The sequence below is a fragment of the Nonomuraea sp. SYSU D8015 genome (genome assembly GCF_008065375.1).
Classification (GTDB): domain Bacteria; phylum Actinomycetota; class Actinomycetes; order Streptosporangiales; family Streptosporangiaceae; genus Nonomuraea.
The window spans coordinates 1,085,896-1,102,152 of record NZ_VJYI01000002.1; the positions used below are offsets into that span (position 1 = coordinate 1,085,896).

Here is a 16,257-nt window from a genome sequence, read left to right on the forward strand (position 1 = left end):
TGAGAGGGTGACATCAACCCCTCTGGAGGTGATCGTGGACGCCGCGGACGAGCAACGTTTCCGCGAGTTCGTCGCCGCGCGTTCTCCCGCCCTGATGCGGCTCGGGTTCCTGCTCACCGGTGGTGACCAGCACGCGGCCGAGGACCTGGTGCAGAGCGCGCTGGCGAAGCTGGCGGCCAAGTGGCGGCGCGTGGACGCGCCGGAGGCGTACACCAAGCAGATCATGTACCGGCAGCAGATCAGCTGGTGGCGGGCGAGCGGGCGGCGCGGCGAGGTGGTGCAGGCCGATCCTCCCGAACGGGCCGACCGGGACCTCAACCACCAGAGCGAGCTGCGCATGGTGCTGCGGTCCGCGCTGGCCAGGCTGACCGCGCGGCAGCGCACGGTGCTGGTGCTGCGGTATTTCGAGGACCTGCCCGAGCAGGAGATCGCCCAGGTGCTCGGCTGCACCGTCGGCACGGTCAGGAGCACCGCCCACCGGTCTCTGGCACGCCTGCGCGAGATCGCCCCAGAGCTGGCACAGGAACTGGAGGTGGCCCGGTGACCCGACTGCTTCGCGACACCATGGACGAGTGGGCCGGCGAGGCCCGCGTCCCCCACGACCTGGCCGACCGGGCGCTACGGAGGCGCGCCTGGAAGCCGGCCGGGGCCGCCGTGCTGGTGGTGGGTCTGGTGGCGGCCGTCGCCGTGTTCGTCACCGGTCAGCGCGCTCCCGAGGTGACGGTGCGCCCGGCCAACGGGGTCACGCTCCCGGCCCGGCCGTCGCCGGCGCCGACCGACGTGCGGGCCGACACCGAGAACAGCCCACCGGCCAAGCTCATCGCGGCGGGCCGCATGGCCGTGTCCGCCTACTACACGTACCAGCGGGAGCAGGTCACCGAGGATCAGGTGCGCATCACGCGCACGTGGTCGCTCTACGATCCGCGTACCGACGGCTACGAGCGCACCTCGTGGGCCTGGGTGGACGTGGCGCCCGGGCTCCAGGTCGCCGCCGTGCTGGAGGGGGACCTGATCAGCAAGCGGCTGGGCATCCTGGACATGGAAACCCGGCAGATCCTGAAGTGGTTCGACCTGGACCATCCGGTGGCGTCCGTCTCCTGGTCGCCCGACGGCACCAGGGTCCTCGCCACCGCCTACTCCGACTATCCGGACGTCCTGCAGGGCAAGGGCGACCAGGCGGCCCCGACCGGGAGCAGCCCGCGCACCGGCTACTACATCGTCGACGTCGAGTCGGGCGCCACGGACTACCACGAGCTGCCTCCGCTGCCCGGCGACTGGCCCTCGCGTAGCCAGAACGAGGGCCCGACCAACTCCAATGCCCGCCAGGACCTCGGCTGGAGCCTCGACGGCACGTTGATCTGGGGGCCCACCGTCAACGCCGTCGACCGGGTCTTCTACAGCCTCGACGGAGAGCAGCGGGACGCTCCCGACGGCGAGCGGTACGTACGGCACTCGCGCATCTCCGCGATCTCGCCGAACGGCCGCCTCGTGCTCGGCCCCGACGGCCTGCCCACCAAGATCACCGATCGTGAGACCGGCGAGATCGCAGGCCGCCAGAACGTGCTGCAACTGCACGCCTGGGCCGACGACGACAACGTCCTCGCGCTCGGCTGCGCGGGCTCGTGCGAGAACGAGTTCAACAATGGGCTCGTCCTGGTGAGCGTGGACGGCAAGCGGATGACCCAGCTCGCCGCCAACCGGGACAGCCAGGAGGACGGCTCCTGGCGCTGGGTGCTCACCCCGAGGTAACGCATGACGGGGCCCTGACGGGGCAGCGCACCGGCCATGAAGCGGATCGCCCTCCTCCTGGCCGGGGCGCTGCTCCTGACCGCGTGCGCCGCGGCCCAGCCTCGGGACACGCGCGTCACCCTGGAGTTCTTCCAGTTCAAGCCGGAGGCCGTCGAGACCTTCGACAAGATCATCAAGGACTTCGAGGCCGCGCACCCCCGCGTCGACGTGGTGCAGAACCACTCGCCCACCGCCGAGAGCGCCATCAGGGCCAGGCTCGTCAAGGACGACATCCCCGACGTCATCGCGCTGAACGGCAACAGCGTCTTCGGCGAGCTGGCCTCGGCCGGCGTCTTCTACGACTTCGCCCGCGCCCCGATCGCCGCGGACGTCTCCCCGTCCATCCAGCGCATTCTCGACGACCTCGGCACCCATCGGCCGGGGGAGCGCAACGGGCTTCCGTTCGCCTCCAACGGCAACGGCGTCATCTACAACAAGGACCTCTTCGCGCGGCACGGCCTGAGCCCGCCCACGCGGTGGTCGGAGGTCGTGGCAGCCGCGCGAAGGCTCGGCGCCGCCGGGGTCACCCCGTTCTACGCCACGCTCGCGGACGCCTGGACGACCCTGCCCGCCTTCAACGCCCTGGCCGGGAACGTGCCCGCGCCCGGCTTCTTCGCGCGGCGCACGGCCGGGAAGACCACCTTCGCGGCCGAGTATCCGCAGGTCGCGGCCAAACTGCGGGAGCTCTTCGGCTACGGCCAGCGGGACAGGTTCTCGCGCACGTACGAGGACGGCAACCAGGCCTTCGCCCAGGGCAAGGCCGCGATGTACCTCCAGGGCAGCTTCGCGCTCCCGGCGATCGCCACGTACGAGCCGGACTTCGAGATCGGCACGTTCGCGCTGCCCGCCACCGAGAACCCGGCGGACACCCGGCTGGTCTCCGGCGTGGACGTGGCGCTGACCCTGCCCCGCGAGCCCGAGCACCCCGAGGAGTCGATGGCCTTCCTCGCATATCTCCTCCGGCCCGAGGTCATGACCGCCTACGCACGCGAGCAGCGGGCCGTGCCGCCCGTCGAGAACCCTCCCTCCGACGATCCCGCGCTGGCCGGGCTCATGCCGTATTTCGCGGCGGGCCGGCTGACCGGGTACGCCGACCACCACATCCCCCTGACCATCCCGCTGGACCAGCTCCTGCAGCAGTTCCTGATCGACGGCGACCAGGCGGCCCTGCTGCGCGATCTGGACCGCGAATGGGACAAGGTAGCCGCCCGCCGATCCTGACCCCCGGACATTCCCATGCGTACCTACTACTGGATGGTCATCCCGGCCTTAGCCCTGTTCCTGATCTTCCACACCGTCCCCGTGCTGCAGGGCTTCTACTACAGCCTCACCGACTCGCCCGGATACGGCTCGTACGACTTCGTCGGCCTCAAGAACTACGCGAGCCTCTTCGCCGACGACCGGATCCTCGACGCCTACCTGTTCACCTTCAAGTTCGCCGTCGTCGCCACCGTGGCCACCAACGCCCTGGCCCTGGCGATCGCGCTCGGGCTCAACGCGCGCATCCACTTCCGCACCGCGCTGCGCGGCGTCTTCTTCATCCCGAACGTGCTGGCCATCCTCATCATCGGCTACGTCTTCAACTACCTGTTCGCCAACTCGCTGCCGGCCATCGCGCAGGCAGCCGGGATCGAGGCGCTGAGCACGAACATCCTGGCCGACCCCGATCTCGCCTGGCTCGGCATCGTGGCGGTCGCGGTCTGGCAGGCGGCGGCGTTCAACATCATCATCTATCTCGCCGGGCTGCAGACGATCTCCGACGACGTGCGGGAGGCCGCGACCATCGACGGCGCGGGCTCGTGGCGGCAGTTCGTCTCGATCGTCTTCCCGCTGATCGCGCCGTTCTTCACGATCAACATGGTGCTCTCGCTGAAGAACTTCCTGCAGGTCTTCGACCACATCGTGGCGCTCACCAACGGCGGTCCCGGCACCGCGACCACGTCGGTCTCCCTGCTCATCTACAGCGGCGGCCTGGAGGGCGGCGAGTACGCCTACCAGACGGCCAACGCGATCATCTACTTCCTCGTCATCGTCGCGGTGTCCGTCTTCCAGATGCGGGTGCTCCAACGACGGGAGATGAGCGCATGAAACGCGCGAATCCGTGGCTGACGGCCCTCCTCGCAGCCTGCTCGCTCACCGTCCTGATCCCGCTGTACTTCACCGTGATCACCGCGCTGAAGAAGCCGGCCGAGCTCGCCGGCGCGGGATTCGACCTGCCCGACGACCCCCAGTGGGCCAACTTCGCCGAGGCCTGGCAGGTGACGAACTATCCGCAGGCCGCGCTGAACAGCGCCCTGATCACCGTCGGCGCCGTGATCCTGACCCTGCTGACCAACTCCCTCGTCGCCTACGCCATCGCCCGCAACCTGCACCGGCGCCTCTTCAAGGGGCTGTACTTCTACTTCGTGTCGGCGCTGTTCGTGCCGTTCCCGATCATCATGCTGCCGGTCATCAAGCAGACCTCGCTGCTGGGCCTGGACAACCAGCTGGGGCTGATCCTGCTCTATGTGGTCTACGGCCTGGCGTTCAACATTTTCCTGTACGTCGGCTACATCAAGTCGATTCCGAGGGCGCTGGAGGAGGCGGCCCGCGTGGACGGCGCCGGCACCTGGACGGTGTTCTGGCGGGTGATCTTCCCGCTGCTCGCCCCCATGAACGCCACCGTGGGCATACTCACGTTCCTGTGGGCCTGGAACGACTTCCTCCTGCCCCTGGTCGTCCTGTCCAGCCCGAGCGCCAGGACCCTCCCCTTGGTCCAGTACGTGTTCCAGAGCCAGTTCAGCACCGACTACACGACGGCCTTCGCCTCCTATCTGATGGCGCTGGCCCCGGCGCTGCTCGTCTACCTGTTCGCCCAGCGCTGGGTGATCTCAGGTGTGCTGCGTGGGGCGGTCAAGTAGCCTGATTTTTGACCGATCGTTCTCGATAGTGTTAACGTCGGCGGCGTGGCACGGAGCAAGGAGTTCGACCCCGAGGTCGCGCTGGAGAAGGCGCTGGAGCTGTTCTGGGAGCGCGGCTACGAGGGCACGTCGATGGCGGACCTCGTGGCGCACCTGGGCATCGCGCGGGCCAGCATCTACGGGACCTTCGGCGGCAAGCGCGAGCTCTACCTGAAGGCGCTGGAGCTCTACCTGGCGCGGCGCGACGTGGTCTCGCCGCTGTCCCACCCGGGTCCCGCGCTGCCCGCGCTGCGCGCCTTCCTCGACTCCTACGTGGCGGAATGCCTGGCCGACGAGCTGCGGCGGGGCTGCATGGTGGTCAACACGGCCGTCGAGTTCGCCTCACGCGACGCGGCGGTGTCGAAGAGAGTGGCGGAGAGCTGGACGGGGCTGGAGACCGCCATGGCCGCCGCGCTCGTCAGGGCCCGCGCGCAGGGGGAGATCCCGGCGGGCAAGGACCCGCACGCGCTGGCCAGGTTCCTGCTCGTGCTGCTGCAGGGCATCAGGGTCCTCGGCCGGGCCGACCCGGACCCGCGCAGGCTCCGTGACGCGGTCGATCAGGCCATGACGGCTGTCCAAATTTGAGAACGATTGGTATGGAATTAATGAAGCGTTTTGACGGAAAGGTCGCTCTCGTCACCGGCGCCACCGGGGTGGTGGGCGGGGCGGTCGCGCGGGCGTACGCGAAGGAAGGCGCCGCCGTGCTCGCCGTGGGGCGCGACAACGCCCGGCTGGGCGCGCTCGTGAAGGAGATCGAGGACGACGGGGGACGGGCGAGCGCGTTCGCCGCCGACGTCACCAGGTCGTCCGAGGCCGCCGCCATGGTGGCCGCCGCCGTCTCCCGGTACGGCGGCCTCGACGTGGCCTGCAACGCCGCCGGGATCTTCGGCATGCTGGCGCCCGTGGCCGACTACGACGAGGACGTCTGGGACGACGTACTGGCCGTGAACCTGAAGGGCGTGTTCCTGTCGATGAAGCACGAGATCGCCCACATGCGCGCGCACGGCGGCGCCGTCGTCAACGTCGCCTCCAACCTGGGCGCACACTGGCGCCTGCCGGGCGCGGCGGCGTATGCGGCGTCGAAGGCCGCCGTGAGCCACCTGACCCGCACCGCCGCCCGCGACCACATCGCCGACGGCGTCCGCGTCAACGCCGTCAGCCCCGGTCCGATCGACTCGCCGATGGCCACCCGCCCGGGAGAGACGCGAGAGGAACGGGACGAGCGCCTGCGCGGCGCCCTGCCGATCGGCCGGGTCGCCGCCCCCGAGGAGATCGCGGCCGCTGTGCTGTGGCTCTCGTCTCCGGAGTCGAGCTTCGTCGTCGGCCAGGACCACGTGATCGACGGCGGCGCCACCGCCTGATCGCCCTACGGGATGGGCACCGCGGTGCCGGACACCGTGACGCGGGTGTCGCCGGGGATCGCGGTGCACGTCAGGAGGCTCGGCCGCCCCATGTCGACGCCCTGGTGAATGGTGAGGCCGGCGCCGTCCTCGAGGTGTCCCAGGGCACGCAGGTAGCCGGTGAAGGCGGCCGCCGCCGCGCCGGTGGCCGGATCCTCGACCACGCCGCCGGGCGGGAACGGGTTGCGGGCATGGAAGACGGCCGGGGATTCGGCCCAGAAGAGGTGGACGGTGGTCCAGCCCAGCTCGGCCATGATCTTGCCGAGGGCGTCGAAGTCGTAGTCGAGGTCGGCCAGGCGGTCCCGGGTGGCCGCGGCCAGGACGAGATGGTCGTTTCCGGCGTTGGCGACGTGCGCCGGATAAGCGGGGTCCAAATCGTCGGACGACCAGCGCAGCGCGGCGAGCGTCGACCGTACCTCGTCCTCGGCGGCCGGGCGGGTGGAGGTGGGCGGGCTCGTCAGGGTGGCGGTGATGTCACCGGCCGATCCTGCGACGATCTCCACCGGGACCGGGCCCACCTGGGTGGCGAGGTGCACGGTTCCGGGGCCGATCCGCTCGCCGAGCGCGACCGAGGTCGCGATCGTCGCGTGACCGCAGAAGGCCACTTCGGTCAGCGGGCTGAAGTACCGGACCCGGTAGTGCCGCTCTCCCGTGGGGAGGAGGAAGGCCGTCTCGGAATAGCCGACGTCGGCGGCGATGGCGAGCATCTCCGCGTCTGACAATCCCTGGGCGTCCAGGACCACCCCGGCGGGGTTGCCCCCGGAGGGAGTGGTGGTGAAAGCGGTATATCTCAGGACTTCGGTCACCCGACCATCATCGCGCCTGCCGGGGGTAGAGATGGGAAGCGGGTTTCCGCTGGAGGGGGAGGGGATGACTCGTCGGCTCCGGATCGGGGTGCCGCTGTCGCTGTCCGGCAGGCATGCCCGGTTCGGGAAACAGGCGAAGCTGGGCCTCGAGGTCTGGCGGTCCTTCGACGCGTCCGCGGAGCTGATCGTCGAGGACGACCGGAGCGATCCCCAGGTGCTGGAGCAGGTGCTGGGCTCGCTGGCGGCGCGCTGTGACCTCCTGCTGGGGCCGTACTCCACCGGGCTCATGCGCAGGGCGGGACGCGTCGCGGCGGCGCTGGACCGGTTGGTCTGGAATCATGGCGGTGCGGGGGATGACGTCCAGACGGCTCACCCCGGCCACGTCATCTCCGCGCCGACGCCGACGAGCCGCTATGCCGAGCCCTTCGTACGCCTTCTCGCGGAGAGCGGCGATCGCAGCCCGCTCTGGATCGCCGAGGGCAAGGGGAGCTTCGGGCGGCAGGTGGCCGCGGGGGCGGAGGCGTCCGCGCACGAGCTCGGCATCCCGGTGGTCCGCACGCGTCCGGCGGAGGGGCCGTGGAATCTGCTGTGCGCGGGGTCCTTCGACGAGGACGTCGACATGATCAAGCGGGCGGGGGATCCGGGGATCGTGTGTGCCGTGGCGGCGGGTGTGCGGGAGTTCGGCGAGGCCGTGGACGATCCGCGCGGGATCTACGGCGTCGGGCAATGGTTGCCGGGGAGCGGGGGCGAGGCGGCCGTCGGGATGGCCGAGCGTGATTTCGTCGCCGCCTATCGGGAGCGGGCTGAAACGCCGCCCGGCTATCCCGCCGTACAGGCCGCCGCCACCGCGATCGTGGCGACCCACTGCGCCGCCCGGGCGGGAAGCACCGGACGGGAGGAGCTGTGGTCGGTCGCCGGTGCCTTGGAAACCACCACGTTGTTCGGCGCCTTCCAGATCGACCCGGGCACCGGCGCCCAGGTCGGGCATCGGGCGGCGCTCAGCCGGTGGGAGAGCGACGGGCCCGTCGCCGTCGAGCAGGGTACGGCCCGCGCCCCCCGCCAGAGCGGACGCGGGCCGTACGGGGAACTCAGACGCGGCTGATACGGACGGCGTCGGCGACGACGTAGCCCGTGCCTGAGGTCCAGCGGCTCACACCGACCACGTTGTACGTGCCGGCGTTGAGCGAGAACGTGCCGATGCTACGCCAGGCTCCGCCTCCGGACCGCTGGTCGACGTAGACGGTCTGATTCCCGCCCGACGCCGCCACGATGTACGGCGCCGAGCTGTTGTATCCGGCATCCGCCGGATACCAGACCTCGACCTGGTAGGTTCCCGCGCTGGGGATCGTGGCCGAGTACCACGCCGGGTCGCTGGCGGCGACCGGGCCGGCGAAGCGGTAGTCGGCGCCGTAGCGCTGGCTGGAGTAGGTGGAGGTGCCCCAGTTGGCGCTGGCGGTGAACTGGCCGGAGGTGGCGTTGTCGACCGTGGTCTGCCACGTCGGGGTGCCGCCGCCGGTCACGTAGTTCATGAACGTGGTCCAGTTCCAGTGCCGGCCGGGGTCGGTGTGGGTCGCGCCGGGGACCTCATTGTGGCCGATGATGCCGGTACGGGTCTTCGGGATGCCGTACTTGTCGCACAGGTGCTTGGTCAGGGCCGCGGAGGCGCGGTACATCGCGTCGGTGAACCACGAGGCGTCGTCGACCCATCCCTCGTGCTCGATCCCGATGGACCGGTTGTTGTAGGTCGAGTTGCCCGCGTGCCAGGCGACGTCCTTGTCCCGCACCATCTGGGTGATGGCGCCGTTGGAGGACTTGATCACGTAGTGAGCCGAGACGTTGGCGCTGGGGTTCTGGAACCAGGAGATCGTTCCGGCGTACGAGCCCTGCGTGACGTGGATGACGACGCGGTCGATGTTGTAGTCGGACTCGCGGTTGGCGACGCGGTAGTTGCCGGAGTACGCCGGCACCCAGGCGGCCGGCGGGTAGTCGGGGCTGGCGACCTCTGCCCGCGCGTTGAGGTCGCGGGCCTTGCCGAGCTCGCCGCGGTCGGCGGTGACCTCCTGCGGCTTCACCTGCACGCCGCGGATGTCGAGGCCGAGCCCGAGCTGCTCGTACACGGCGTCGGCGTACAGGCGGGCCAGTTCGGGCGAGGTGGCGGCGCCGTACTTGGCCACGGCCTGGTACCAGCGGCCGAGGTCCTTCCTGGCTGCCTCGTCGAGGCCGAGCGCGTCGGCGTGGGAGCGCAGGACGGCGGCGCCGCCGAGGATGTTGGCCTCGTCGTCCTTGCGCAGTTTCTCGACCGGGAGCTTGGTGAGCTCGGCGGCCTTCTCCAGCGAGTGGTTGGTCGGGTTGCTGACCAGGTGCATCATGCCGTAGCCGCCGCTGGCGCTGGGCTCGCCGTTGTGGCCGTCGAGGTGGGTCTCGGCGTAGGCGAGGGCGACCAGCAGGTCGCGGGGCACGTCGTACTCGGCGGCCGCCTTGGCGAACGCGGCGACGAGTGGGCCGTCCTTGGCCTGGGCCGCGACGGCGGGCTGGCCTGCGGCGATGAGGAGGACGGCGAGGATGGAGGTGGCGAGGGCTACTAATCGCGTGCGGGCGAATGCCATGGGTGCTCCTCGTTCACAGGGGTGACGGGCGCACCGTAGGCGCGGAAAACCGCTGCCTCCGGTGGACCGCTAAGCGCGGCCCCACCGTACGGCAGGATTTGACTGAATGTCGATAATTGACATTACTCGACTGTTAGGTGAAACTTTCCGCCTCCCAGTTTTGTGAAGACTATTGCGCTTTGATGCGGATGCGCTGAAACTTCCCTTCGTGACCGCGCTTCTGCGTACCGTCCTGGCGGCGTTAACCGCCGCACTCGTCATCTCCACCCCCACCGCTTCGGCCGCCGCAGCCTGCTCGACCGATCCCGCGACCCCCAAGCGTCAGTTCAGGGCGATATGGATCTCGTCCGTCGCGAACATCGACTGGCCCAGCCGCACCGGGCTCAGCGTGTCGGCGCAGCAGACCGAGTTCCGCGCCTGGCTGGATCTGGCCGTCGCCAAGCGCATGAACGCCGTGGTCGTGCAGATCAGGCCGACCGCCGACGCGTTCTGGCCCTCCCCGTACGAGCCGTGGTCCCAGTGGCTCACCGGCACCCAGGGCGGCAACCCGGGCTACGACCCGCTGGCGTTCATGGTCAGGGAGGCCCACGCCCGCAACCTGGAGTTCCACGCCTGGTTCAACCCGTACCGGATCGCCAACCACGACGACCCCACCAGGCTGGTCTCCTCGCACCCCGCCCGGCAGAACCCCGGCTGGCGCTTCGCCTACGGCGGCAAGCTCTACTACAACCCGGGCATCCCGGCGGTACGTGACTTCATCGAGGACGCGATCATGGACGCCGTCTCCCGCTACGACGTGGACGGCGTGCACCTCGACGACTACTTCTACCCCTATCCGGTCAGCGGCCAGAGCATCCCCGACTCCGCCACCTACCAGCAGTACGGCAGCGGCTTCAGCAACATCGGCGACTGGCGGCGCAACAACGTCAACCTCCTCGTACGCGAGCTCGACCAGCGCATCCACACGGCCAAGCCGCACGTGTCCTTCGGCGTCAGCCCGTTCGGCATCTGGCGCAACGCCGGCACCGACCCGCTCGGCTCGCGGACGTCCGGGCTGCAGTCGTACGACGCGATCTACGCCGACAGCCGGCAGTGGGTGAAGCAGGGCTGGGTCGACTACATCGCGCCGCAGATCTACTGGCACATCGGCTTCTCCACCGCCGCCTACGAGGTGCTCACCGCGTGGTGGTCCGACGTCGTACGGGACACCGGCGTGCAGCTCGTCGTCGGCCAGGCCGCCTACCGCGCGGGCGCCTCCGGCCAGGAAGCCGCCTGGCAGGACCCGAACGAGCTCAGCGACCACCTGCACGACAACAGGCGGCACCCGGAGATCGTGGGCGACGTGTACTTCAGCGCCAAGGACGTCAAGGCCGACAGGATCGGCGCCATCACCAGGCTCGTCGGCGCCCACTACACGAAGCCCGCGCTGCCGCCCGCCCGCGGCTCGGCCGCCGCTCCGGCCGCGCCGGTGATCACCTCGGCCACCCAGGGGTCCAACGGCGTGCAGCTCTCCTGGACGGGCTCCGGCACCTCGTACGCGGTCTACCGCGTCGCCGGCACTCCGTCCACGGCCGACCCGTGCTTCTTCGCCGACGCCCGCAACCTGGTCGGGACGACCCGGCAGACGACGTTCACGGACACGACGGCCAGCGGGACACAGACCTACTACGTGACCGCGCTCAACCGCACCCACCAGGAGAGCGCGCCGAGCCCGGGGAAGGTCGCCGGGTCCTCGGGCGGCTCGTTCAGCGTGGTGATCGACAACGCCGGGTCCGGCTTCGCCGCCAGCGCGAACTGGGGGACCTCCACGTACTCGACCCAGCTGCACGGCACCGACTACCGCTTCGCCGACCCCGTCGCCGCCAGCGACCCCGCGTGGTTCCAGGCGGCCATTCCGAGTGCGGGCAGCTATCGGGTGGAGGTGTGGTATCCGGCCAACTCCGGGTACAACAGCGCGACGCCGTACATCGTGGCGGCCTCCGGCGGCAACCAGACGGTCAACGTCGATCAGCGGTCGGGCGGTGGGGCGTGGCGGACTCTCGGGACGTACCAGTTGGCTGCGGGGACGTACAACGTGGTCGGAGTGAGCCGCTGGACCTCCACCACCGGGTACGTCATCGCCGACGCCGTCCGCATCACCAAGGTATGAACCCGCCCCGCCGCGCCGGCTGCCCGCCCGGCCCCGGGTCGGGTGGTGGAGCGTCGGTGGCGACCGTGGCCTTGGGCCGCGAACGCCCGTGATGGCGCGCCGTGGGAGGGACCCGACGGCTGGACCGGACGCCGTGGTCACACGGCACGCGACCCGGTGGCAGGGTGCCCCGATGGAGGCGGCGGAGCCGAGGGGCGGCACGGCCGTGAGGGTCGGTCGCCAGGGCCACCGGGGCGGATAGGCGGCGGGGTGGCGGTCGCCAGGGCCACCGGGCGGATGGGCGGCGGTCGGCGAGGTTGGAGTCTGGGCAGGGTGGGCGGGTGATCGTACGATGAGCCGGTGGACGGTGCCCGTCCGCGACCTGCCGACGCGGTCGCGGTCCTGGTAGCGGCAGGTTTGACGCTGACGACCGGTTACCCGGTCCCGGTCCTGGCGATTGTCCTGGCGGCGGCGGCTCCGGTCCTGTGGATGCGGCGCGCCCCGCTGACCGTCGCGTGGATCACCGCGGGCACGGCGATCGGGCTGCCCGTGCTCTGCGTGCTCGCCCCGTCCGTCGTGCCGCCGCTGGACGAGCTGCTGGTGTGGCCACCGGCGTGCGTGTTCGCGGTGTACGCGGCGATGGCGTTCCCGGCCGGGCGGCACCGCGGCATCCTGCGCTGGCTGCCGGTGATCACGCTCGCCCTGGCCGTGCTGCTGCTCGTCGAGTGGCCCGGCGCCGAGCCCCTCGTCCTGAGGACCGAGGTGGTGATCGCGCTGGCGGTGCTGTACGGCCTGTACGCGGAGGCCAGGGCACGGCTGAACCACGCGCTGGACGAGCGGGCCGAGCGGGTGGAGCGCGAGCGGCTGGCCGGCGAGATGCACGACGTCGTCACCCACCGGGTCAGCCGGATGGTGCTGCAGGCCGGGGCGCTGGCGGTGACCTCGGCGGACGAACGCACCAGGGCGGTGGCGGAGGAGCTGCGCGCCACGGCGTGCGCGGCACTGGACGAGCTGCGCCACATGGTGGCGCTGCTGCGGCGCGGCACCGGCGAAGGCTTCGACCTCGGTCTCCCGCTGCCGGACCTGCGGTCGCTGGTCTCCGAGTCCGCCTGTGCGGGCGTGCCCGTGGAGCTGGTGGTGACCGGCACGCCGGTGCCCGTGTCCGGGGCGGTGGGGCGGACGGCGTACCGGGTGGTGCAGGAGGCCCTGGCGAACGTGCGCGCGCACGCGCCCGGCGCGGACGCGAGGGTGGAGGTGCGGTATTTACCCGGCGTCGTGCAGATCAGCGTGCGCAACACCGCGCCGGACGGGCCGGTCCCCGCGGTCGGCGAGGAGGGCGTGGGCCTGTACGAGGTGCGGCAGTGGGTCGAGTTGGCCGGCGGCACGATGAAGGCGGATCCCATGGAGGACGGCGGCTTCCAGGTCGAGGCGACCCTGCCCACGTCACCGCCGTGACCGTTCGAGGCGCCCGTCTCAGGTCACCGCCGTGACCCGTCGAGACGCCGCTCCCCAAGTCGCCGCCCTGATCGGCCGAGGCGGCACTGCCTTGATCCAGCCGGGGTCACCCTGCCTGCGGCGCCGTCGCCGCGCTCAATCGACGTCCAGGCCGAGCAGGCGGCCGATCTGCGCGTTGCCCTCGGCGGGGTCGTAGCCGGGCAGCGCCTCGCGCATGAGGTCGTGGACCTGGCGTTCGGATTCCTCCCGGCCCAGGCGCACGGCCGCCAGCACCTCCTCCGCCAGCGTTTTGCTGTCCATGCGCAGGGCACGTGGGCCGAAGGTGACCTCCAGGACCCTGCCGTTCGGGTCCACGGCGGCCTTGACCTGGCCGGACGGCCCCTTTCCGACGGCGACGATCCGGTCGAGCTCCTCCTGGGCGGTCTCGAGCCAGGCCAGCATGCGCTCTCCCTGCCGGCCGATCTCGTCCAGGTCCTGGTCTCTGATGTTGCCGGGGTCCATCCCGTGGGCGTACACGCTTGCCTCCAGCCTAGAGAAGATCGCGGGCCACCTGCTCGACCCTGGAGCGGACGAAGCTCTCGTCGAGCGGCGGGGGCATCTCGGGGGCGTCCGCCATGGCCCTGCTCGCGATCTCCTGGGCCTGTCGCACCGCGTCCTGCTGGGCCTCTTGGAGCACCGCCGTCACCTGCCGGCCGAGCTCGGCCTCGCCGAGCCGCAGCGCCCGCGGGTCGATGCGCAGCCCGATCACCTCGCCGCTGCCGTTCGCGCTCGCCTCGACCAGGCCGTCCTTGCTCGCCGCCCGGGCGGTCACGTCCATGATCGCGGCCTGTGCCGCACGCAGGCCGCGCACGGTCTGCCGCGTCTTGGCAAGGACCTGTTCCAGGTATTCGAGGTCGTCTTCCGGCGCTGGTATCGGCATCTAGGACTCCGGCAGGCAGCGGGTGGAGTGAACAGTCTAGACACATCCGATATGGATCTCTGACTCCAGATGTCGTGATCATTAACGAAACGCGCGCCATGATCCTGAAATATGACGGTATGGTAACCGGGCATGATGGGACTTGAGATGTCCATGGGGGCGGTGGGGCAGGAGGCCTCCCGGATCAGGACCCACGGTGAGGGCTCCGGGGCCGCCGTTCAGGCATACGGACAGCAGGGCGACGGCGTCTCCTCCTGGAACGACGACGGTCTGTTCGCCGTGTTCACCAGCGCGTACGCCGAATGCCGGCAGATCATGGTCGCCGCGCTCGGCGGCCTGTCGGAGGAGATCGCCACGACCGGCGACGGCCTGCACACCGCGACGAGGAACATGCGCGACACCGAGCTCGCGAACACCGAGAACGTCGGCCGCGTATGGGTCTGACCCTTCCCCCCGAGCTCGCCGGGATCATGCCGATGCTCGGTCCCTGGCTGTCCATCGACGAGGACATGATGAGGGCGGAAGGCAACGCCGACCGCACCGCGCGCGCCAACGTGATCTCCGAGGCCGAAAAGGCCGCCCTGGCCGTCCGCAACACGCAGCAGGTCTACCGAGGCGACTCGGCCGCCGCCATGAGCGGGCACTGGAACGCGGGCTCGGCGACCCATCTCACTCAGGCCGCCACCGCGATGCGGATGTCGCCCGCGTTCCTCGACGGCGGCGCCTCCGTGGTGTCCGCGGTGAAGGTCGCCTCGGCGACGCAGGCGGCGGCCACTTTGATCGACATCCACCGATTGATGCTGTTCGGCGGCGCGGCCGCCGGTGCGGCCATCACAGCGCGCATCCTCATGCGCCGCCAGGCCGTCGGCAGGATCCTGCGTGAGGGCAGCGAGGGCACCGGCAAGGTGCTGGCCCCCATGCTGAGGCAGCGGGTCACAGACCCGATGCGCCGGATCCTGGAGAACCTGCGCCGCCCGGGGGGCCCCGGATTCAGTCCGGCGCTCGCCGGGGCGAGCGGTCGCAGCGTGCCCCTGCGCCCGGCGGCGCTCGGCCCGAGGACGACGACCGGCCCCCGCCACGTGCGCGACTACATGGCCCAGATGGGCCGCAACAACAACAATGCGCGAAGAGGCGGCAACAGCCGTCGTGGCGGCGGAGGCCGCCGCGGCGGTGGGGGCGGCGGCGGGGGCGGGGGCGGCAGGGGCCTGTTCCGCCGGGACTCGTCAGGAAAAATCCACGGCGACCTTCCCCGCGACACCAGGGGCATGACGAAAGAGCAGGCGGAGCAGGTCCAGCGGGAACTGCTGAAGAGCATCAGCAGAAGAGAAAACGAGCAGAGGGTTCTCGGCGAGGAGGCCGGGCACAGGACCCGGATCAATATGGAGAGGGACGCCCTCAGGAGGATCCGGGAGGACATGCAGAGGAGATGGGGTGGACAACAGTAGATGCAGACGCAAGCAGGCGATGGCCTGGTAGAGCGCATCCGCACGCATTCGGCCGACGACGACGTCGTGGGCCCGGCGGCCAACGACCTGCTGAGTGAGCTGTATGCGGGCTACCCCGTCGAGAACCTCCGGACGCTCCTCCGCAGCGGTGACGACGCGGCCGTCAAGACGGGGACCTGGCTGCTGTCGGAGCTGGGAGAGCGCGCCGCCCCGCTGCTGGACGAGGTTCCGGCCCTGCTCGCCCACCCGCTTCCCCGCGTTCGGTACTTCGCGATCGAGATCGTGCTGTTGAGCGCCGACAGCGCGCACGGGCCCGTCATCGCGCAGGTCATGAACCTGAGCCGGGATCCCGAGAGAGCCGTCCGCTGGAAGGTCCTCGAGTTCCTGGCCGAGGCCGCGGACGACCAGCTTGCGGCCGGGGCGGCGGCCCTGGAGCCGGGCGAGGTCAAAGAGCTGGCCGAGTGGTTGATCCGCTTGGACGGCGAGGAGGAGCCCGACCCGCGGGACGTCCTCGCCCGGCTCGAAGGGCCCGATCCGGTGGCCCGGCTGTTCGCCGCGGCGGCCGCCGCGCACCTGTCCGACGAGGACGACACGAACCTCCTGCAGCACGCGGCCACCGCCGAAGACGAGGAGATCAGCTCGTTCGCCCGGCAACGGCTGGAGGAACTGGCGGAGTAGCGCGACCCAGGTCGTAGACCTGGGTCATCCCACGGGACGACCGTGAAACGTCCCCCGGAAGGATGCCCGGACGCCGGCGGTGGGCGAGGGTGG

17 protein-coding genes are annotated in these 16,257 nt (G+C 70.5%); 13 read left to right on the forward strand and 4 right to left on the reverse strand.

The annotated features are described in order from the left end of the window. The first annotated feature begins 7 nt into the window (after window positions 1–7). The 7 genes from ID574_RS14580 to ID574_RS14610 are packed head-to-tail and all read left to right on the forward strand — an operon-like array spanning window position 8 to window position 6,088. Window positions 8–544: a SigE family RNA polymerase sigma factor gene (locus tag ID574_RS14580; RefSeq protein ID WP_223166675.1), complete on the forward strand. Its 537-nt coding sequence runs from the start codon at window positions 8–10 to the stop codon at window positions 542–544. Continuing rightward, entirely contained in the window at window positions 541–1,749 is a 1,209-nt protein-coding gene (locus tag ID574_RS14585; RefSeq protein WP_188189316.1) for a hypothetical protein, read from the forward strand. The genes ID574_RS14580 and ID574_RS14585 overlap by 4 nt, the downstream gene beginning before the upstream one ends. A gap of 36 nt (window positions 1,750–1,785) precedes the next feature. Next, window positions 1,786–3,009, forward strand: coding sequence for an ABC transporter substrate-binding protein (locus tag ID574_RS14590; protein ID WP_188189317.1), 1,224 nt, complete (start codon window positions 1,786–1,788; stop codon window positions 3,007–3,009). A gap of 15 nt (window positions 3,010–3,024) precedes the next feature. Then, on the forward strand, window positions 3,025–3,876 hold the full coding sequence (locus ID574_RS14595) for a carbohydrate ABC transporter permease (protein WP_188189318.1): 852 nt from the start codon (window positions 3,025–3,027) through the stop codon (window positions 3,874–3,876). Further along, a complete protein-coding gene (locus tag ID574_RS14600; RefSeq protein WP_188189319.1) occupies window positions 3,873–4,688 on the forward strand; it encodes a carbohydrate ABC transporter permease in 816 nt (271 codons plus the stop codon). Before ID574_RS14595 ends, ID574_RS14600 begins: the two co-directional genes overlap by 4 nt. A gap of 45 nt (window positions 4,689–4,733) precedes the next feature. After that, complete coding sequence (locus ID574_RS14605) at window positions 4,734–5,312, forward strand: TetR/AcrR family transcriptional regulator (protein WP_188189320.1); 579 nt, start codon at window positions 4,734–4,736, stop codon at window positions 5,310–5,312. Between the two features lie 20 nt (window positions 5,313–5,332). Beyond that, window positions 5,333–6,088: an SDR family NAD(P)-dependent oxidoreductase gene (locus tag ID574_RS14610; protein WP_188189321.1), complete on the forward strand. Its 756-nt coding sequence runs from the start codon at window positions 5,333–5,335 to the stop codon at window positions 6,086–6,088. Window positions 6,089–6,093: 5 nt separating this feature from the next. Here the strand turns inward: ID574_RS14610 and ID574_RS14615 are convergent, their stop codons facing one another. Further along, window positions 6,094–6,933 (reverse strand): PhzF family phenazine biosynthesis protein, encoded by an 840-nt coding sequence (locus ID574_RS14615; RefSeq protein ID WP_188189322.1) that lies wholly within the window; start codon window positions 6,931–6,933, stop codon window positions 6,094–6,096. Window positions 6,934–6,997: 64 nt separating this feature from the next. Here ID574_RS14615 and ID574_RS14620 point away from each other — a divergent pair, with 64 nt between their 5' ends. Further along, window positions 6,998–8,035, forward strand: coding sequence for an ABC transporter substrate-binding protein (locus ID574_RS14620; protein WP_188189323.1), 1,038 nt, complete (start codon window positions 6,998–7,000; stop codon window positions 8,033–8,035). On the opposite strand, the gene ID574_RS14625 is transcribed toward ID574_RS14620, so the two are convergent. Then, window positions 8,022–9,539 (reverse strand): golvesin C-terminal-like domain-containing protein, encoded by a 1,518-nt coding sequence (locus ID574_RS14625; RefSeq protein WP_188189324.1) that lies wholly within the window; start codon window positions 9,537–9,539, stop codon window positions 8,022–8,024. The two genes, ID574_RS14620 and ID574_RS14625, sit on opposite strands and share 14 nt — an antisense overlap. Window positions 9,540–9,747: 208 nt before the next feature. Between ID574_RS14625 and ID574_RS14630 the strand changes: the two genes are divergently transcribed. Both ID574_RS14630 and ID574_RS14635 read left to right on the forward strand, forming a co-directional pair. After that, complete coding sequence (locus tag ID574_RS14630; protein WP_188189325.1) at window positions 9,748–11,688, forward strand: family 10 glycosylhydrolase; 1,941 nt, start codon at window positions 9,748–9,750, stop codon at window positions 11,686–11,688. Window positions 11,689–12,027: 339 nt separating this feature from the next. Further along, window positions 12,028–13,122, forward strand: coding sequence for a sensor histidine kinase (locus ID574_RS14635; RefSeq protein ID WP_188189326.1), 1,095 nt, complete (start codon window positions 12,028–12,030; stop codon window positions 13,120–13,122). 135 nt (window positions 13,123–13,257) lie between these two features. Here ID574_RS14635 and ID574_RS14640 read toward each other — a convergent pair whose 3' ends face one another. Together ID574_RS14640 and ID574_RS14645 are read right to left on the reverse strand one after the other, a co-directional pair. Beyond that, on the reverse strand, window positions 13,258–13,638 hold the full coding sequence (locus ID574_RS14640) for a YbaB/EbfC family nucleoid-associated protein (protein WP_188189327.1): 381 nt from the start codon (window positions 13,636–13,638) through the stop codon (window positions 13,258–13,260). A 13-nt stretch (window positions 13,639–13,651) separates the two neighbouring features. Beyond that, window positions 13,652–14,041, reverse strand: coding sequence for a YbaB/EbfC family nucleoid-associated protein (locus ID574_RS14645; RefSeq protein ID WP_188189328.1), 390 nt, complete (start codon window positions 14,039–14,041; stop codon window positions 13,652–13,654). 132 nt (window positions 14,042–14,173) lie between these two features. Here ID574_RS14645 and ID574_RS14650 point away from each other — a divergent pair, with 132 nt between their 5' ends. Genes ID574_RS14650 through ID574_RS14660 form a run of 3 tightly spaced genes read left to right on the forward strand, consistent with a single transcriptional unit; the run spans window position 14,174 to window position 16,164 of the window. Next, window positions 14,174–14,485 (forward strand): hypothetical protein, encoded by a 312-nt coding sequence (locus tag ID574_RS14650; RefSeq protein ID WP_188189329.1) that lies wholly within the window; start codon window positions 14,174–14,176, stop codon window positions 14,483–14,485. Then, window positions 14,476–15,486 carry a hypothetical protein gene (locus tag ID574_RS14655; protein ID WP_188189330.1) on the forward strand — a complete coding sequence of 337 codons (1,011 nt, stop codon included), beginning with the start codon at window positions 14,476–14,478 and terminating at the stop codon, window positions 15,484–15,486. Before ID574_RS14650 ends, ID574_RS14655 begins: the two co-directional genes overlap by 10 nt. Further along, on the forward strand, window positions 15,487–16,164 hold the full coding sequence (locus ID574_RS14660) for a hypothetical protein (protein ID WP_188189331.1): 678 nt from the start codon (window positions 15,487–15,489) through the stop codon (window positions 16,162–16,164). Window positions 16,165–16,257: the final 93 nt, after the last annotated feature.